This is a genomic window from Amycolatopsis sp. NPDC114505 (genome assembly GCF_055633615.1).
Genome location: NZ_JBVKDV010000002.1, coordinates 1520413 through 1537078 on the forward strand (window position 1 = coordinate 1520413; position 16666 = coordinate 1537078).

Consider the following 16666-nt stretch of genomic DNA (forward strand, 5'->3'; position numbering starts at 1 on the left):
ACGCTCAGCCCGGCGGCCAGCGCTGGTCGGCGAGGTCGGCCAGCGGAGCGTTGACCAGCTGACGGCGGCGCGTCGGCGTGAGCCGTTCGTAGGTCGGGAGCATGTCGGTCTCGATCCACTTCCACCGGTCCGCGAACAGCGTGATGTCGCCACCCGGCACCACTTCCCGGAACGGTTTCCCGCCGGGGATCGGGGACAACGCCTCGGCGGACATGCGTTTCGGAATCTGGTCGAAGTCCGGGATGGCGCGGATCGACGCGTAGAACGGCGCCAGCACCACTTCCTGTTCCCGGCGCAGCAGCGCCCGGTTGCCTCGCCGGACCCGGTCGGGGTCGCCGGTGGCGATGTCGCGCCAGGCATCGATCAGGCCGGGCGGAGCGGCCGCCTCCAGCGCCGGCAGGCCGTCCTCCACGAACGCCTGGTGCTGCCAGGCCAGGTCGTCGAAGATCGCGCGCTGGGCGAAGAGCAGCTTCACCTGCACGCTCGAGGCGTAGCCGATCAGGACGTCGGCCGTGACGACCTGGTCGGCCGTCATCGCGGCCGCGTCCATGGTGGCCTGGGTGACGCCCAGCCCGCGGTACACCTGGGCGCCGGCCAGCTTCGCCATCCCGGCCCACAGCAGGTTCTCGTTGTGGTTGAACAACTCCATGTCGTAGGCGTAGACCCGCTCGACGATCGGCCGGGTGGCGGTGAACCCCGCGTCCGGGTCCCATCGGGCGGGGTCGATGCCGGCCGCCCGCAGCGCGCGTTGCCGCCAGTCCGCCACCGACCGGGCCGGCGGGGTGGAGACCACCGGAGCGGGCGGGGCCGCCAGCAGCGGGTGCACGACGCTCGTCCGGATGGCCTGCCATTCCCGGGCCAGTGCCCGCTCGGCGGGCCGGATCGCCCGCCCGCGCAGTTCGGGGTGGCGGGTGTGGAACACGACGTCGGTCAGCCAGTTCTCGTCCCGCCTGCCCCCGGCGACGAGCAGGCGGACGGCCTCTTCCGCGTGCCCGGCCCGGATCGCCGTCCGCACCCCGGCCGGCAGCCGCAGGAGCGTGTCCGCCCAGCTCTCCAGCTCGCCCTGCACGGAGAACGTGACGGTCACGGCGTCCTCGCCGAGGCCGGGACCTGCGCGCGGAGGGCGGTGATCTTCTGCGCGAACTCGGTGTTCTTCAGGTGCGTTCCCGCCGACTCGTACTCGAAGTCGGCGCTGACCAGCGACGGCGCCGCGGGCAGCGCCCCCTGCCCGATCCGCGCCGCTCCGTGCTCGTCGATGAGCCAGGGGACCGCGGTGAAGTTCCGCTTCCGCAGCGGGGCGTCTCCCCACCACGCCGACGCGGGACCCCACCAGCCCCGGGCGGCCGCGGCGGCCTGCACCGCCGTCGCCATCGCCACCGGTTGCGCGCCGGCCGCCTGCAGCAGCTGCTTGAACTGCTGCGTGAGCGCCGCGTCGGTACCACCGTCGGCGCGGAAGGCGGCCGCGGCGACCACCGTGCCGAAGAGGTTGGACGGCAGGTCTTCCGGCGAGAACGACGAGTTGTCGAGGCCCGGGCCCGGGACGCCGAACGTCGCGATCTCGTGCTCGACCGAATCGACGTATGCCAGCTGTTGCGCGAGCGCCAGCCTTCGTTCGAGCGGGATTTCGCGCAGCAGGCGGGCCGAACCGTGGAACAGGTCGACGGTGGTGCCGGCGGTCGCCTGGCGTTGCAGCTGGTTCAACGCCCACAGCGTCACGTCCGCGGTCTCGCGGGCGTGGCCGAGGTCGACGAAGCCGAGCTTGCGCGTGTAGACCTCGCCCAGCGGGTCGACCGGGGCGGTCCCGTGCGTGCCGAGGCCGGCCAGGTCGAGGACGGCGGGACCGAAGAGCAGGCAACACAGGCGCCCGAACGGTTTTCCCCGCGGTACCAGCCGGTCGAGACCGGTCTTCTTCAGCCGGAGGAACGGCCGCACGACGTGGTCCCGGATCCTGGTCCACCGGTCCTTGAGCTCCGGCGGATCGCCCGCCTTGATCTTCGCGGCCGTGCCCGGGAGCGCCCGGTAGCCGAGGTCCGTGAGCTTGTTCTCGTCGCGCTCACCCCCGGCGAACGCGGCGTGCACGGCGTTCGCCGCCAGGACGTCGCCGACGAGGTTGCCGAAGAACCCGCCGGTGTTCTCCCCTTCGAGCCGGGGCCGGACCTCGTCGTCGTGGATCGCTTGCCACTCCTGCGCCAGCGCGGCGTCGCCGGGCTCGATCGGCCGGCCGCCGAGCTCGCGGTGCCGGGCGTGGAAGACGAGGCCGGTCAGCCAATCCGCGTCCCGGACCCCGCTGTCGACGAGCAGCCGCACGGCGCGGGCCTCCTCCTGCCGGTCGAACGCCGCGCGGACCTGTTGCGGCGCCTGGGCCAGCTCGGTGGCCCACAGCAGGAGCTCGCCCTCGACGGAGAACGGGCCCGGCTCCGCCTCCTCCTCGTCGGCGACGGACACCGCCGGCCCTTCGGGGGCGGTCGCGAACGGGCTGACCAGCTCGCCCGCCCACCGCCGCTCCGGTTCCTCGGCGAGCGGGCCGCCCGGCTCGTCGTGCCACTCGGGCTCGTAGCCCGAGTCCTCTCCCTCCGCCAGGGGATCGGGCGGGGTCCACGCCCAGGTCGTCGCGCTCTCGGCCGGCACGGCGCTCACCCCTTCAAGGCCGGGGCCGAGCCGTTGAGCGGCGCCATCGCGGCCGGCGACGCCGCCGGCACCGGCACCCGCAGCGGCTGCCCGCCGGTCGGCAGGGCCCGCGCGGGGCTCTCCTTGACCCGTTCACCGGTGGCCGACTGCCAGTTGTTGATCGTGTCGAGGACGTCCCGGAAGATGTTGGTACCGCTGGTGAACAGCGTGGTCGCGGTCGTCTCGGTGTCGAACAGCCCGAGCTCGATCCCGCGCAGCAGCGTCGACATCGGCTCGGCCAGGTCGAACAGCTCCCGGGACCGCAACGCCGGGGTGATCCCGACCTTCTGTCCCAGCGCGCCCAGCCGGTCGGCCGCGCTGCTCGCCTGCGCCTGCAGGTCGACGATCAGCGACGTGTCGCTGTCCACGGTCAGGTGGAACCAGTTCAGCATGGTGACGTAGGCGAACTCCTCGCGGGCGAGGGCGCCGCCGCGGCGGCGGTTGCCGAGGAGGTCCTTGAGCGCGCGGGAAAGCAGCGCGATGTAGCTCGGGTCGGTCGGGTTGGCCCCGCTGTTGTTGGCCCGGTTCTCGACGCCGATCCAGATCTGCCGCAGCAGCTCGCTCCACTTCTGCCGGAAGTCGTGGTTGACCGGCCCGGTCAGCTCCTTCCAGTCGGACAGCGGCCCCGAGCCGGCCCACAGCGGCGGCACCGCGTGCGCGAGGTCGAGCCCGAACATCCGCCAGTAGGCGTTGCGGCGGTTGGTCCGGTCGAACGGGCGGACCTGGCTGAGCACGCTCGCCACCGAGAACGTCGGCAGGTCGCGGAAGAACAGCTGCTCGGTGGCCCGCAGCCAGGCGATGCTGTCCGGGGACAGGACCCCCATCGTCTCGCCGACGACCAGCCGCCGGACCACTTCGGCGAAGATCTCGACGATGCCGGTGCTCTCCAGGACGTAGGCGTAGGCGAGGTGGTGCCACAGCAGCGGCGGGCAGAACAGCTCGTTCGGCCGGCCGCTCCACTCGAACGGGCCGGTGGTGGTGATGCCCGACGGGGCGAGGAAGGCGTCGAGCCCGTCGGTCGAGAAGAACGGGTCGTCGCCCGGCTGGGTCGGCAGGTCCAGCGCGTCGAGCACGGTGTCGTCGAAGAACCGGGCGAAGAAGACCAGGTCCTTCTCCCCGGACGGGTCGGGGATCTGGGGCGTTCTTCGCGCCGAGTCCCAGATTTCGTCGAGCAGGAAGGCGAGCTGGTTCGGGTGGAGGCGGAACACGCGCTGGGCCCCGAGTTCGGCGTTCTGGTTGCCGAGGGCCTTGGCCAGTGGGAAGAACATGGTGGTTTCTCCTGTCGTCTATCCGACGCCCCCGCCGACCGGGCCCAGGCACGGCCCGATCGCCACCGGCGTGCCGCCGCGGACGATGAACGTGATGATCGAGTCGATCCGCCGGTTGTCGGCGATGGCCTGCGGGCCTTGGTCGATGGTGACGGGCATGCCGTCCCGCAGTCCTTCCAGGAACCGGACGGTGTTGTCGGCGGCCCGGATCTTGGCCGCCGTCGCCGCACCGAGGCCGGTGAAGGTCAGGGTGCCGAAGTCGCGCACCACGGTCACGGTCGTCAGCTGGAACACGCTCGGCGCGCGCCGGCCGAGCACGACGCCGAGGAAGTCGTAGGCGAAGACGACCCGCGCCTGCTCCGCGGCGTCGGTGTCCGCGGTGGTGAGCTGGTCGTCCCTCGCCCCGACGTTCTGCTGGACGAGGTCGCCGATCGAGCGGGTGAGCGCCACCAGCTGGTCCAGCACCGGGTTCTGTCCGTTGTGCGCCGGGCCCGCCGGACTGTCCTCAGTGGACCTGGTGGCGGGCTGTTTCTCGGTCTTGGCCGCCGGTGCGGCCGCTTTCGGCCGTCCCGCGGCGACGCGGGATTCGGCGGTCTTCGGATTGGTCATGGCGTTTTCCTGTTCCCCTCCGGGTCAAGCGGCGTGGTGGTGGGAGCGCGGTGCGGCGTCGGCACCGACATCGGTGACCCAGGCCAGCAGCCGGGCCTGGTGCTCGGCCGCGGCGGCCGGTTCGAGCACCGCGCGGGTGGACAGGTGGGCGAGGATCCGCAGCGGTTCGCGCCGCCTCAGGTACGCCGAAGCCAGCAACGACGGGCCGGCCTGCCGGGCGAGCGACTCGAGCGCGGCGGGGGAGACCCGGCGCGGGTCGAGCAGCGCCGACAGCGGTGCGCCGCCGAACGCGGCCATCGGCCGGCGGGTGCACACGTCGACGACGTCCGGCAGCGCGGCGAGGCTGAGCCGGGTCAGCGCGGCCACGTCCCCGGGGGCCTCGGCGAGCGGGTTGCGCTGCCGCCAGACGGCGGCGACGTCGTCCCACGGCCCGGCCCCGAACCAGCTGCGGCACAGCTCGGCGTTGAACAGCACCCGCAGGAACGGGAACGGGTGCGGATCGTTGAAGCGGATCCGGAACACCGCCTGTGGTGGTCCGTCGACGACGTTGGCCAGCGCCGCCACCGGCGCCCACCCGGCCTGGGCGAAGGCGTGGACGTCGGCGGCGATCTCGCCGGCCCAGCCGCGCCAGAGTTCCGCCAGCTCCGCCGAGCGCGGCGCGAGCACGGTGCCCAGCGCGTCGGCCAGCTCGGTGGTCCAGCCGGTCAGGTGCGCCACCTGGTGGCCGGTCTCGTGCAGCAGCGCGGTCGGGTAGGCGAGGTTGTGCCGGGTCAGCTTGATCGCCGCGGCCGGCGACGGGTGGCTGTGGTCCCACAGCCGGATCCCGGCGCGCAGGATCGCCGCGCCCAGCCCGCGGTCGAGGTAGATCAGCGCGGGCGGCGACTCGATGCCCAGCCGGTTCAGGACGGCGGCCATGCTGTCGCCCGCCAGCGTGTCGTACCCGCGCAGCAGCGCTCGCAACGCCGGGTTCGTCCGGCTGTTCACCGCGTCGCCGTAGAAGTCGAGGATCGTCTCCACCTGGAGGTACCGGGCGCGCAGCCGCAGGACCGCCTGCCGGACCCCGGCGGGATCGCCGTCCGCGCCGAGCCGTCTGTGCAGCGCCCGGCCCTCGGCGACCAGCACCGCGACGACCTCCGCGAGGCGCCCCCGGACCCGGCGCTGCAGGTAGTCCTCCAGCGCCTGCCACGCCTCGGGCGCGGCCACCGTGTCGAGGTCGGCCAGCGCTTCGACCGCGAGCTGCCAGTGCACCAGCTCGGCCTCGGTCTGCCGGTCCGCCGCGAGGTCAGTCACGGTGCAGTCCCGGCCGGATGGTGACGGCCGGGTCGCCGGCCGGTGTGCCCGCGGCGACCGCGGCGCGGTCGGCGAAGGAGAACGTGAAGGTCAACGTCGCTCCGGGGGCGGGGTCCTGAGCCGCCTGGGCGAGCGTCTGGGCCGACGCCGGCAGCTGCTCCGACACCGTCCGCAGCATCCCGTCGGCGAGCCGCTGGGCCAGCTGCCTGCCGACGCCGGCCGGGGCGGTGAGGCCGTGCTTGGTCATCAGCCGTTCCAGCCGGGTCGTCATCGCCTGGAGCGCGGCGTCGTCGAGCAGCCGCCGCACGGTCGAGACGACCTGGACGAGCTGCCGGCGCTGGAGCTGCGCCGCGAGCTCGTGGGTGTCCCGCTCGCCGATCAGCAGGCTGACCCGCAGCACCGGCTGCGGCGCGGTCAGGTCGAACCCGATGACGAAGCCCTGCCGGTGCCCGCGGTGCAGCGGCCGCCCCTGCCGGCGGAACCGGAAGTAGCGGCTGCCCGCCCGGCGGTGGTGGTGCCCGTGCCCGCCGTGCCGGTGGGTCCCGGCGAAGCGGGGGTTGCCGGTCAGCAGCGTCGCGGCCGTCTGCGTCAGCTCTTCGAACTCGGCCGCGTTCGCGCCGTCGGCCGACTCGTACGCGGCGATGTGCCCCGGCCGGCCGCCGGGCAGCAGCTCGTACAGCTCGACCTCGCCCTCGACCGGCCACGCCTGCACGCCGGATTCCAGCAGCCGCCGCTCGAGCGTGTCGCCGCCGGCCAGGACGATCGCGCGAGCCATCGGCCGGGTGAGCCGGACCGGGATGACCCGGCCGTACTTCTTGTAGCGGAAGCAGGGTTTGGTGGCCCGCGGCATCATCACCCAGACGCCGTGCTCGGGTCCGACCAGCTCGGCCCGCAGCACGGCGGCGGGCAGGTGCCGGGCGGCCGCCTCGGCGAAGGCGTCCTGCACCTCGGTCTCGACGAGCAGTTCGTGCCCCAGCGACTCGGGAGGCAGCGTCATCACCTGCCGGACGGTGTCCTCGGTCGCGGCCACGAGGGCCTCGCCGCCGAGGGTTCCGTCCCCGCCGGCCTCGAGCCCGAGCAGCCCCAGCCCGGCGCCGGCGATGTGCCGGGACAGCAGCTTGGCCGCGTCCGCGCCGACCATGCCCGAGATCAGCTGCGAGAGGGGGCCGGCGATCGCGTCGACGACCCTGTCGCGGCCGATGATGCCGATGCCCGTCCGGATCAGCGGCAGCGCCGCCATCACCACGGGGATGAACTGCTCCAGCTGCTCGGTGGGCGGCACGCCGGGGTCGGCGGTGGCCAGCTCGCGCGCCAGCCGCGCGCGGGCGTCGTCCAGGTCGTGGCCCGGCCCGGGGTCGTCGCCGGTGAACTCCGGCTGCTCCGCGGGCGGGCCGCTTTCGCCGGTCACGGCCGCGGTGAGCTCGCGGTCGAACTCCTCCGCGAAGGACTCCTCGGCGGACAGTTCGCCGCTGCCCCGCAGTTTCGCCGCCAGCTGGGTGGCCAGCGGGCGCAGCGACTCGGGCAGCCGGCCGATGGCGCTGTCGAGCACCTTCCGCAACAGCGGCCGGACGAGCTTGCGGAGGATCCCGAACAGCGGTCCCAGCGCGAGCTTGCCGGCGAAGGCGAGCCCCTTCTGCGCGAGTTTGCCCACGCCCCTCGCCAGTTTCTTCGCCTTGTCCAGCAGGCCGCCGAGGAAAAGCTGCTGGGAGGTCAGGGGATTGGCGAAACCGTCCGCCTCGCGGTAGCCGGCGACCGCGTCGATCTCGCTCTCCTGCACGGAATCCGCCGGCCGGTCCCCGAAGTGTTCTTCCAGGGCACCGAGCATGCGGTCGGCCTCTTCGGCCAGGTCCGCCATCCACCGCGCGCTGTCGGCCGTGGCGAGGACAGGCGCCGCGGACTCGCTCGACCAGGTACCGACGGACTGGAGGTGCCGCGCGGCGACGTCGTCCTCCAGCTGCTCCAGCACCTCGGCGAACCGGACGTCGTCCAGCTCGGCCAGCAGCGCCCCGGCCGCCTCCGCGCCCAGGTCCGACGCGCCCACCGCGGACGCGGCCTCTGCGAACGGCGAGTGCAGCACCTGCCCGGGCGGAGGAGCCGATCGCGGCTCGGCGCCGCCGGACAGGGTCACCGGCGCGAAGGGCGAAACCGCGCCCGCTTCGGTCGTCACGGGGTCGCCGGCCTCGCCGGCCGGCCCGTACGGTCTGAGCACTGGCATGCTCATGGGGAACTCCCTCGCCTCACCGGACTCCGCTGATACCGGACCACGGTTCCACGCCCCGTCGACAATCCGTCGACAACGGCGGTCCGGCAGGCGACAGTGGACATCGGACTCGGGCCGCGCGCCGGAAAATGCCGTGCGGGCAGGCGGATCCGAAGTGGATTCGGCGGCGGGCGCCGGTAGCCGCGCGCGTTAAGTCGTCAGGCGAGACCGGCCGGCTCGACGCGAATCCCCTCCGCGACAGTCAATCCCAGCTCCGCGTACCGCGCGATCGCCAGTTCGCAGTGCTGCCGCGCGGATCCCGCGTGCGTTGTCGCGGGCCGTCTCCGGATAGCCGCCCTTCGATTCACCTCGGCTCGGGCGTTCGTGCCTGTCTCCATTCGAGCAAGGAGGAAATTTGCGCACAGCAAAGACAATCTGCGCGTTCGTCCGGAGTTCGGCGGCCGGTCCGTGGGCGCGACGAACTTCCCCACCGGCGCGCGGGTCGGGCCGCTGCCGGTCTGTTCGGCCACGCCGTGACAAGCGCGGGAACCACGGCCGCGACCCGGCCGTGGCTCCCGCGCACGCGTCAGTTCTTCCAGACCAGCGGGGACTTGTCGTAGCCGTCGCCCTTGTCGAACGTCGCGGCGCCGACCTCGCTGCCTTCGCGGGCGCCCTGCAGCGTGCACGTCTCGAACTTCGCGCCGGCCGTGGTGAAGTCCTTGCCCGCCGTGCCGGACTTGCACTGGTCGGTGCTGCCGGTGATGATCACGCCGGTCGAGCGGCCGTCGGTGCCGAGGGCGCGCAGGCTCACCGAGGAGTAGGCCAGGTCGGCGCCGTCGACGTTTTCGACCGTCGCGCGCAGGTAGTACGGCGTGATGCCCTTCGCCTTGTCGCCGTACTTCGCGAGGTCGGCGTTGACGCCCTTCTCGATCGCCGTCACGGTGATCGCGATCGTGCCGGACTTCGTCGTGCCGTACTTGAACGGGACCACCGCGCGCTCGCCGAGCTTCAGTTCGGTGCCGGGCTTGGTGACGTCGCCGGCCGGGGCGGCCGCGCCCGTCGAAGACGACGGGGAGGCCGAGTCCGACGCCGGGGCGGCCGGGGCGCTGGTCGGGGCGGCGGGCGCGGCCTGGCCGGACTCTCCGCCGCACGCGGACAGCAGCAGGGTGGCGGCGCAGGCGGCGAGCAGGGCGGTGGTGCGGACGTGCTTCATGGATCTCCTCGGACGGCCCGCCGGACGGGTTCCGGCCGGGCGGAGCCGAGCGCCGCGGCCGCCCCCGGGACAGTCGCGGCGGCCGGTACGGGGCGCCCTCGCGGCTCCGTCAGCCGGACGCTAACCCGGACGCGGCACCGGTGGTGTGGTCCGTTCGCACCACACGGAGGTCACAGATCGTCGACGCCGATCAGGCCGTCCTGGATGGCGCGGGCGACCAGCGCGGCCTTGGTCGGCGCCTCGCGGCCGATGCGCGCGTACTTGACCCGGATCCGCTCCAGGTGGGAGTTCACCGTGCTGGCCGAGATCCCCAGCCGGTGCGCGACGAACTCCTTCGACTCCGACTGGAACCACTCGACGAGCACCTCGGCCTCCCGCGCCGAGAGCGCGGGCCGCGTCTCCGAGCGGTCCCCGGCGAGCGCCCCGGCCAGCGACGGCGGCGTGTAGGGCCGGTCCTGCGCCGCCGCCCGGGTCGCCTCCACCAGGTGCTCGGCCCCTTCGGCCTTCGTCAGGTAGCAGAGCGCGCCCAGTTCGAGGCACTGCAGGGCGACGTCGTCGTCCGCGCGCATCGAGTAGACGACCACCCGGCGCCCGGCCTCGGCCAGCCGTCGCAGGTCGCCGAACGCCGGCGCGGGGCCGCCCAGGTGCAGGTCGAAGATCACCACGTCGGCGGTCGCGCCGGCGCCGAGCCAGGCGGCTTTGACGTCCTCGCCCTCGGCGACGACGTCGATCGGCGGGTCGCCGCCCGCCAGCCAGTACGTCACGCCGGCGCGCACCGCCGGGTGGTCGTCGACGACCACGGCCGTCACTCGGGTCGCCACCGCGCCTCCATCCAGGTCTGCCCGTCCCGGGAGTGGGACGTGACGGGGACCGCCGAAGATCCCTCCGGCGCGCTGTCACCATCGGTGATCACGGCGACGCGCACCAGTTCGGGCGTGCGCAACACGCTGACGCGCGCCCGGGCGCGGGCCGCCGCGAGCGCGGTGAGCACGGGCCCGGTCAGCGCACGGCGGGCGTGCGCCGGGACGTCGACGACGTCGCCGCTGACGGCGAGCGTCACGGCGACCCCGCGCCGCTCGGCGACGTCGAGGCAGGCGGTGACCTCGTGCACCAGCGGATCGGGCACGTCGTCGTTCTCGGCGAAGAGCCGCCGCAGCTGCGCGGCGGCCAGCGCGCACCGGGCGCGGGTGTCGGGCGTGCGGGGGTCGGCGGTGCCGTCGGCGAGGCCGGCCAGCAGCGGCAGGGTGGCCCCGAGCTGTTCGGCGAACCCGGCGCGCAGGTCTCGCCCGGCCTGAGCGGCGAGGGCGGCCCGCATGGCAAGACGTTCCCGCCCGGCCGCGGCCGCGGCGGCCTCGCCGGCGCGACGGTCGAGCAGCCGGATCAGCCCGGCGATGGCGAGCTGGAAGACGGTGACGCCGAAGAGCACGATCGCGGCATCACCGAGTTCGGTGCGCGTCGGGGTCCCGCCGAGCAGGAACTGGGTGACGCTGGCACCGGTGTGCGCGGCGAGCGCGATCAGGAAGGCGGCGGCCGATCGGCGAGCAGCACGAGCAGGTGCCACCCGACGAGCCCGAAGGACCAGTGCGGTTCCCGGAAGAAGGAGTCCGGCGGCAGTGCGGCGGTCGCGGCGGAGGAAGCGACGAGCACGACGAGTGTGCCCCCGGCCGCGACCGCCGCGGGGATCGCCTTGCGGCGCAGCACCCAGAGGGCGCAGAGAGCGGTCACGCCGGCGAGGACGCCATAGGCGAGATCGGCGACGAGGGCCGGCTGGTAGGCGGCTTGGTTCCGGAGGAGGGGAGCGAGGCCGAGCCCGGGCTGGATGATCGCGGTCACGCCGAGCAGCACGATCCGGATGGCCGCGGCAAGCCGCACGGCGGGATCGGTGGTGGCGGGCGCGGTTTCGGCGAGGGCGGTTGTCCCCGCGCCGGGGCTCGACGTGCCTTCCGCCGCGGCTTCGGCGGGCGCGGGGTGCGGTGCGGTTACGCCCGCGGGTTCGCTGAGTGTGCTGCGTGCGGCGGTCGGCCGGGAGGTTTCGGCGGCCGCGGAGTGGACGCCCGCGGGTTCGTGGCGTGCGCTGCGCGCGGTGGCGGGGCGGGAGATGGGCTCGGCGATCGAGAAGCCGCAGGTCGCCGTTTCCTCGGCCGCAGGGCCTCCCACCGGCTCACGCACGGGACCACCTCAGCGTCACAGTCGTCCCCGCGCCGGCACTCGACGCAACCTCCGCCGTCCCGCCGGCCGCGCGCATTCGCTCGACCACCGAGCCGCGTACCCCGCGCCGCGCCGGCGGGACCGCGGCCGGGTCGAAGCCCTTGCCGTTGTCGGTGATCGTGACCGTCACCCCGTCCGGCGGCCCGCCCAGCCGCACCGAAACCGACTCCGCGCCCGAATGACGTTCCGCGTTGCGCAGCGCCTCCTCGGCCGCGCGGACCAACGCCAACGCCGCCGACGCGGGGATCAGCGGCAGCGGCTCCCAGACCGCGTCGACCGGCAGCGCGCGCCCGGTCAGCGTCGCGCGCAAGCCTGCTTCGAGGTCGGCCGGCGTGTCCTCCTCGCGGTGCGAGGCCGTCAGGATCGCCAGGTCGCGGGCCGCGTACCCGGCCACCGCGGACGGGTCGGCCGCCGCGCCGGACGCGACCGTCAAGAACGTCGCCGACGCCGTGTCGTGCAGCAGAGCCAGGTACTCGCGCTCGCGGCGGCGCCGGTCCTTCTCGAGGGCCGCCGCCCGCTCGAGTGCCGCCTGCTCGGCGCGTGCGGCGTCCGTCCGGGCCGTCGAGCGGACCAGCAGCACGAACGCCAGCCGCGCCAGCACGCTCTCCACGACGACCCGCAGCGCCGCCGGCAGCCAGTCGCCGCCGCCCGCGACGGTCCCCGCCGCCAGCAGCACCACCAGCGCCGGCGCGGTCAGGCGCGGTGGGTGCTCCCACTGCCAGGTGATCGCCGTGATCGTCAGGACGTTCACCGCCCACAGGCTCGCCTCGCCCGGCACCGACGTGATCCACGGCTGGCACGCGCCCACCGCACCCGCCCGCAGCACCGACAGCGCGAACGACACCCGCCGCCCGCCGCGGACGTCGGCGACCCCCGCCACGAGCGTCAAAGCCAGCAGACCGTAAGGCACCCAGCCACCGGGCGCGGCGACCACGCCGAAGACGCCGACGGCCGTGGTCGCGACGGCCCGGGCGGGCCCCGCGAACCGGGTGACGGACGCCCGGAACTGCGCCTCGACCGGCCCCGGCGCGCTGGCCGTCATCACACCCCCGGCGAACTGCGGAAATCGGACGTACTGTTTCTACCAGGCGCCGCCCGACGCACAATTCTGTCCAATAAGGGCGGACTTCCTGCACTATCACGCACTTGACATGCCCGGTGTTGCTCGCTTTACTGCTGAGCACGTCGGAACGGACGCCCGACGTCAGAGGTACGCCCAGCCGGTATGTCGGCCTCCGCCGCGAGCCCGGACTGAGTCGCCAGGACGCGCACGTGGTCCGAGGCGGGGTCGTGCCCACCATCATCCGGAGCTCGATGATGCCCTCTTCCCGCGTTCAGTTCCTCGCCGGCGCCGCACTGGCGGCCGTCGTCGTGGCCGGCACCGCGTGCTCGGCCTCCGCGGCGACCGAAACCCAGACCGCGGTCACCCCACCGCCCGTCAAAGCCGGTTTCGACTACCAGATCGGCGGCGCCTACACCCCGGCGAGCGACGTCAAGGTCGTCAGCCGCGACCACACCGCCCAGCCCGCGGCCGGGCTCTACAACATCTGCTACGTCAACGCTTTCCAGGCCCAGCCCGGCGCCGAAAGCGAGTGGGGCGACCTCCTTCTCCGCGACGCCAACGGAAAGGTCGTCATCGACGAGGACTGGGACGAGGCCCTGCTCGACCTCCGCACGGCGGACAAGCGCACCCGCGTCGCCGCCAAGGTGAACACCTGGGTCGACGACTGCGCGGCCAGGGGCTTCCAGGCCATCGAGCCCGACAACTTCGACAGTTACACGCGCTCCAAAGGACTTCTGACCGACAGCAACGCCCAGGCCTACATCCGCCTGCTGTCCGCCCACGCCCACGCGAAGGGCCTGGCGATCGCCCAGAAGAACACCTCCGAACTGTCCGATCAGCGCCAGGCGAACGGGCTCGACTTCGCCATCGCCGAGGAATGCGGGCAGCAGAAGAACTGCGGTGAGTTCACGCCCGCGTTCGGCGACCACGTGATCGTCATCGAATACACCGACAGCGGCCTCAAGACCGCCTGCAGCCGCTGGAGCTCCCTGAGCATCGTGCGGCGCGACCTCGACGTCGTCCCGAAGGGCGAAGCCGGCTACGTCCGCAAGACCTGCTGATGGACCGCCGCGGATTCCTGCGCGGCGCCGGTGGTCTGGCCCTCGGCGCCGCCGTGGCCGGCTGCGGCCCGGCGCGCGCCACCGGCGGCCCGGTCACCGTCGAGATCTGGCACGGCCAGACCGACACCGGCAAGAAGGTCCTCGACGCGCTCGTCGCGGACTTCCACGCGACGCACCCCGGGATCCGGATCGACCTGGGCGGCGGCGTGCTCGCCGACGCGATGCTCCAGAAGGTCACCGCGGCGCTCGCGTCGGGGTCGTTCCCGGACATCGCCTACGTCTTCGGTTCGGACCTCGCCAGCGTGGCGCGCAGCCCGAGCGTCGTCGACGTCACCGACCTCGTCGACGCGGGTCCCGGCTTCTGGGCCCCGGCCCGGGAAGCGGTGACCGTCAACGGCCGCGTCCGCGCGGTCCCGGCGCTGCTCGACTCGCTGGCCGTGGTGTGCAACAAGACGTTGTTCGACAAGGCCGGGATCCCGCTGCCCGCCGCGGGCTGGACCTGGGCCGACTTCGTCGGCACGGCCAAGAAGCTCACCGACGCCGGCGACGGCACCTTCGGCACCGCGTGGCCCGCCACCGGTGACGAGGACACCGTGTGGCGGATCTGGCCGATGGTGTGGGACCTCGGCGGCGACGTCATCGGCGCGGGCGGGCGCGGCATCGGGTTCGCCGACGAAGGGGTACGGGCCTTGGAGGTCGTCCGCGACCTCGCCGCGGCGAAGGCCGTCTACCTCGACCCGAAGACCGGCAGCGAGCAGATGTACCAGGCGTTCGAGGCCGGCCACATCGGCATGGTCCCGACCGGCCCGTGGCAGCTGCCCGACATCACCGACTCCGGGGTCGACTACGCGGTCGTGCCGCTGCCCAGCTTCAGCGGCCGGCCGGTGACCATCTCCGGCCCGGACACCTGGACGCTCTTCGACAACGGCGAGGAGCGCGTCGAGGCGGCGCGCACCTTCCTGTCCTGGCTGGCGGACCCGGCCCAGGACGTCCGCTGGGATGACGGCGCGGGCAGCCTCCCGCTGAGCCGCCGGACGCAGCAACTGCCCGCGTGGCAGCAGAAAACCGCCGAGACGCCGGGCCTGCCGGTGTTCGTCGACGCGCTGGACAGCGCCCGCGTCCGGCCGGTGCACCCGGCCTACCCCCAGGTGTCGGCGGCCGTCGGCACCGCGATCGTCGCGGTGCTGCTCGGTCAGGCGACGCCGGCCGACGCGCTGCGCGACTGCGCCGCGGCCGCGAACGCCGCCCTGATCATTCCGCGATAGGGAGCCGCCATGCCCGGACTGCCGAGGCCCATCACCGTCACTCCCGTACAACGCCGGCGCCGCCGGGAAACCGCCGCCGCGTGGGCCTACGTCTCGCCCGCCGTCCTCATCATCCTCGGGCTCGGCGTGGTGCCGGTGGCCTGGTCGCTGCTGCTGTCCTTCCAGGCCGACGACCTGGTGACCCCGAGTCATTGGGTCGGCCTGGACAACTACGCCGCCCTCGCCCAGGACCCGCACTTCGCGCAGGCGGTCGGGAACACCGTGCTGTACACGGTGCTCTACGTCCCGCTCAGCATCCTGTTCGGGTTCCTGCTGGCGCAGGCGCTGAACCGCCGCATCCGGCTCGTCGGGGTCTACCGGACGCTGGTGTTCGTCCCGTTCGTGCTCTCGGCGACGGCCCAGGGCGTGCTGTTCTCCTTCATCCTCGACCCGCAGTTCGGCGCCGCCAACTCCCTGCTGCACCACCTCGGCGTGTCCCCGCAAGGGTTCCTGACCGACCCGGCGCAGGCGCTGCTGGTGCTGGTCGGGATCACGCTGTGGAGCGGCACCGGCTTCTGCGTCGTGGTGTACCTGGCCGCGCTGCAGGACGTCCCGCCGTCGCTGGTCGAGGCCGCGCGCCTCGACGGCGCCGGCACCTGGCGCGTGCTGCGGCACGTGACGCTGCCCGCGATCACCCCGGTGACGCTGTTCCTGGTGCTGTGGCAGCTGATCACGTCGCTGCAGGTGTTCGACCTGGTCTACGTGACGACCAAGGGCGGCCCGCTCGGCTCCACGACGGTCATCGTCTACTTCGTCTGGGAACAGGCGTTCAAGAACTTCACGGCCGGCTACGGCGCCGCGTCGGCCTACGTGCTCGCGCTCGCCCTGCTCGTCGTCGTGGTCGTCCTGCGCGTGCTGCGCCGGCCGGGGAAGGCACTGCGATGACGGCCCGGCTCGAAGTACCCGCGACCCGCGTGCTGTCCGTGCCGCGCCGGCCCCGCCTGCCGTTCAGCCCGTGGCACCTGCTGCTCGTGCCCCTGGCGCTGGTGTTCGCGGCGCCGCTGGTGTGGCTGCTGCTCAGCTCCGTGATGAGCAACGCCGAGATCAACCGGTTCCCGCCGGCGCTGTGGCCGTCCCATGTGGACTTCGCCGGGTACCGCTACGTCTTCGAGAACGCGCTCTTCGTCCGCTGGTTCACGAACTCGCTCATCGTCTCCGCGGTGACCGTCGTGTCGAACCTGCTCTTCGGCGCGCTGGGCGGGTACGCGTTCGCGCGGATGCGGTTCACCGGCTCGCGGACGATGCTCGCGCTGATGGTCGCCACCATGGCGATCCCGTTCCAGCTCACCATGATCCCGACGTTCCTGGTGATGAAGAAGCTCGGCCTGATCGACACCCTCGGCGCGCTCATCGTGCCGTCGCTGGTGACGCCGTTCGCGGTGTTCCTGCTGCGCCAGTTTTTCCTGTCCCTGCCGCGCGAGCTGGAAGAGGCGGCGTGGATCGACGGCTGCTCGCGGCTGCGCGTGCTGTTCACCATCGTGCTGCCGTTGTCGCGGCCCGCGCTGAGCACGGTGGCCGTGCTGACGTTCCTGAGCACGTGGAACGACCTGACCTGGCCGCTGATCGCGATCAACCACGACACGACGTACACGCTGCAGCTGGGACTCACGACGTTCCAGGGCCAGCACCACACGAACTGGGCCGCGGTGATGGCGGGCAACGTCATCACGGTGCTGCCCGTGCTGCTGGCGTTCCTCGGCGCGCAGAAGACGTTCGTCCAGTCCATCACCTCCAGCGGGCTCAAGGGCTGACGTCCGCGCCCACCTCCACCTCACCCCGATCG

Annotated in this window: 15 protein-coding genes; 4 read left to right on the forward strand and 11 right to left on the reverse strand. The window is 73.2% G+C overall.

What is annotated here, in order from left to right; all coding sequences use genetic code 11:
• Positions 1-4 precede the first annotated feature (4 nt).
• The 11 genes from ACZ7OU_RS25080 to ACZ7OU_RS25130 form a co-directional block, all read right to left on the reverse strand.
• A complete protein-coding gene (locus tag ACZ7OU_RS25080; protein WP_470256938.1) occupies positions 5-1087 on the reverse strand; it encodes a hypothetical protein in 1083 nt (360 codons plus the stop codon).
• Positions 1084-2628: a DUF4056 domain-containing protein gene (locus ACZ7OU_RS25085; RefSeq protein ID WP_470256939.1), complete on the reverse strand. Its 1545-nt coding sequence runs from the start codon at positions 2626-2628 to the stop codon at positions 1084-1086. Before ACZ7OU_RS25085 ends, ACZ7OU_RS25080 begins: the two co-directional genes overlap by 4 nt.
• 5 nt (positions 2629-2633) lie before the next feature.
• A complete protein-coding gene (locus ACZ7OU_RS25090) occupies positions 2634-3935 on the reverse strand; it encodes a hypothetical protein (RefSeq protein ID WP_470237653.1) in 1302 nt (433 codons plus the stop codon).
• A gap of 18 nt (positions 3936-3953) precedes the next feature.
• Entirely contained in the window at positions 3954-4544 is a 591-nt protein-coding gene (locus tag ACZ7OU_RS25095; RefSeq protein ID WP_470256940.1) for a hypothetical protein, read from the reverse strand.
• 24 nt (positions 4545-4568) lie between these two features.
• A complete protein-coding gene (locus tag ACZ7OU_RS25100) occupies positions 4569-5834 on the reverse strand; it encodes a hypothetical protein (protein WP_470256941.1) in 1266 nt (421 codons plus the stop codon).
• On the reverse strand, positions 5827-8055 hold the full coding sequence (locus ACZ7OU_RS25105; protein ID WP_470256942.1) for a hypothetical protein: 2229 nt from the start codon (positions 8053-8055) through the stop codon (positions 5827-5829). Before ACZ7OU_RS25105 ends, ACZ7OU_RS25100 begins: the two co-directional genes overlap by 8 nt.
• A gap of 565 nt (positions 8056-8620) precedes the next feature.
• Entirely contained in the window at positions 8621-9247 is a 627-nt protein-coding gene (locus ACZ7OU_RS25110; RefSeq protein ID WP_470256943.1) for a hypothetical protein, read from the reverse strand.
• A 170-nt stretch (positions 9248-9417) separates the two neighbouring features.
• A complete protein-coding gene (locus tag ACZ7OU_RS25115; protein WP_470256944.1) occupies positions 9418-10068 on the reverse strand; it encodes a response regulator transcription factor in 651 nt (216 codons plus the stop codon).
• On the reverse strand, positions 10053-10808 hold the full coding sequence (locus ACZ7OU_RS25120) for a hypothetical protein (protein WP_470256945.1): 756 nt from the start codon (positions 10806-10808) through the stop codon (positions 10053-10055). Before ACZ7OU_RS25120 ends, ACZ7OU_RS25115 begins: the two co-directional genes overlap by 16 nt.
• A complete protein-coding gene (locus ACZ7OU_RS25125) occupies positions 10763-11416 on the reverse strand; it encodes a hypothetical protein (RefSeq protein WP_470256946.1) in 654 nt (217 codons plus the stop codon). Before ACZ7OU_RS25125 ends, ACZ7OU_RS25120 begins: the two co-directional genes overlap by 46 nt.
• Complete coding sequence (locus ACZ7OU_RS25130) at positions 11409-12497, reverse strand: sensor histidine kinase (protein WP_470256947.1); 1089 nt, start codon at positions 12495-12497, stop codon at positions 11409-11411. The genes ACZ7OU_RS25125 and ACZ7OU_RS25130 overlap by 8 nt, the downstream gene beginning before the upstream one ends.
• A 248-nt stretch (positions 12498-12745) precedes the next feature.
• Between ACZ7OU_RS25130 and ACZ7OU_RS25135 the strand changes: the two genes are divergently transcribed.
• The 4 genes from ACZ7OU_RS25135 to ACZ7OU_RS25150 are packed head-to-tail and all read left to right on the forward strand — an operon-like array spanning position 12746 to position 16634.
• Positions 12746-13579, forward strand: a complete 834-nt coding sequence (locus tag ACZ7OU_RS25135) for an endo alpha-1,4 polygalactosaminidase (RefSeq protein WP_470256948.1) — start codon at positions 12746-12748, stop codon at positions 13577-13579.
• The gene (locus ACZ7OU_RS25140) at positions 13579-14844 is read left to right on the forward strand and encodes an ABC transporter substrate-binding protein (protein WP_470256949.1); all 1266 of its coding nucleotides are present in this window, start codon (positions 13579-13581) and stop codon (positions 14842-14844) included. Before ACZ7OU_RS25135 ends, ACZ7OU_RS25140 begins: the two co-directional genes overlap by 1 nt.
• A gap of 9 nt (positions 14845-14853) precedes the next feature.
• Positions 14854-15768 (forward strand): carbohydrate ABC transporter permease, encoded by a 915-nt coding sequence (locus ACZ7OU_RS25145; RefSeq protein WP_470237641.1) that lies wholly within the window; start codon positions 14854-14856, stop codon positions 15766-15768.
• Positions 15765-16634 carry a carbohydrate ABC transporter permease gene (locus tag ACZ7OU_RS25150; protein ID WP_470256950.1) on the forward strand — a complete coding sequence of 290 codons (870 nt, stop codon included), beginning with the start codon at positions 15765-15767 and terminating at the stop codon, positions 16632-16634. Before ACZ7OU_RS25145 ends, ACZ7OU_RS25150 begins: the two co-directional genes overlap by 4 nt.
• The last annotated feature ends 32 nt before the right edge of the window (positions 16635-16666 follow it).

What these genes read in the sequence shown, in the direction of transcription:
- ACZ7OU_RS25090 (WP_470237653.1), bottom strand. Translation starts at nt 3,935, where the DNA reads ATGTTCTTCCCACTGGCCAAGGCCCTCGGCAACCAGAACGCCGAACTC.
- ACZ7OU_RS25095 (WP_470256940.1), bottom strand. Translation starts at nt 4,544, where the DNA reads ATGACCAATCCGAAGACCGCCGAATCCCGCGTCGCCGCGGGACGGCCG.
- ACZ7OU_RS25105 (WP_470256942.1), bottom strand. Translation starts at nt 8,055, where the DNA reads ATGAGCATGCCAGTGCTCAGACCGTACGGGCCGGCCGGCGAGGCCGGC.
- ACZ7OU_RS25110 (WP_470256943.1), bottom strand. Translation starts at nt 9,247, where the DNA reads ATGAAGCACGTCCGCACCACCGCCCTGCTCGCCGCCTGCGCCGCCACC.
- ACZ7OU_RS25130 (WP_470256947.1), bottom strand. Translation starts at nt 12,497, where the DNA reads ATGACGGCCAGCGCGCCGGGGCCGGTCGAGGCGCAGTTCCGGGCGTCC.
- ACZ7OU_RS25140 (WP_470256949.1), top strand. Translation starts at nt 13,579, where the DNA reads ATGGACCGCCGCGGATTCCTGCGCGGCGCCGGTGGTCTGGCCCTCGGC.
- ACZ7OU_RS25145 (WP_470237641.1), top strand. Translation starts at nt 14,854, where the DNA reads ATGCCCGGACTGCCGAGGCCCATCACCGTCACTCCCGTACAACGCCGG.
- ACZ7OU_RS25150 (WP_470256950.1), top strand. Translation starts at nt 15,765, where the DNA reads ATGACGGCCCGGCTCGAAGTACCCGCGACCCGCGTGCTGTCCGTGCCG.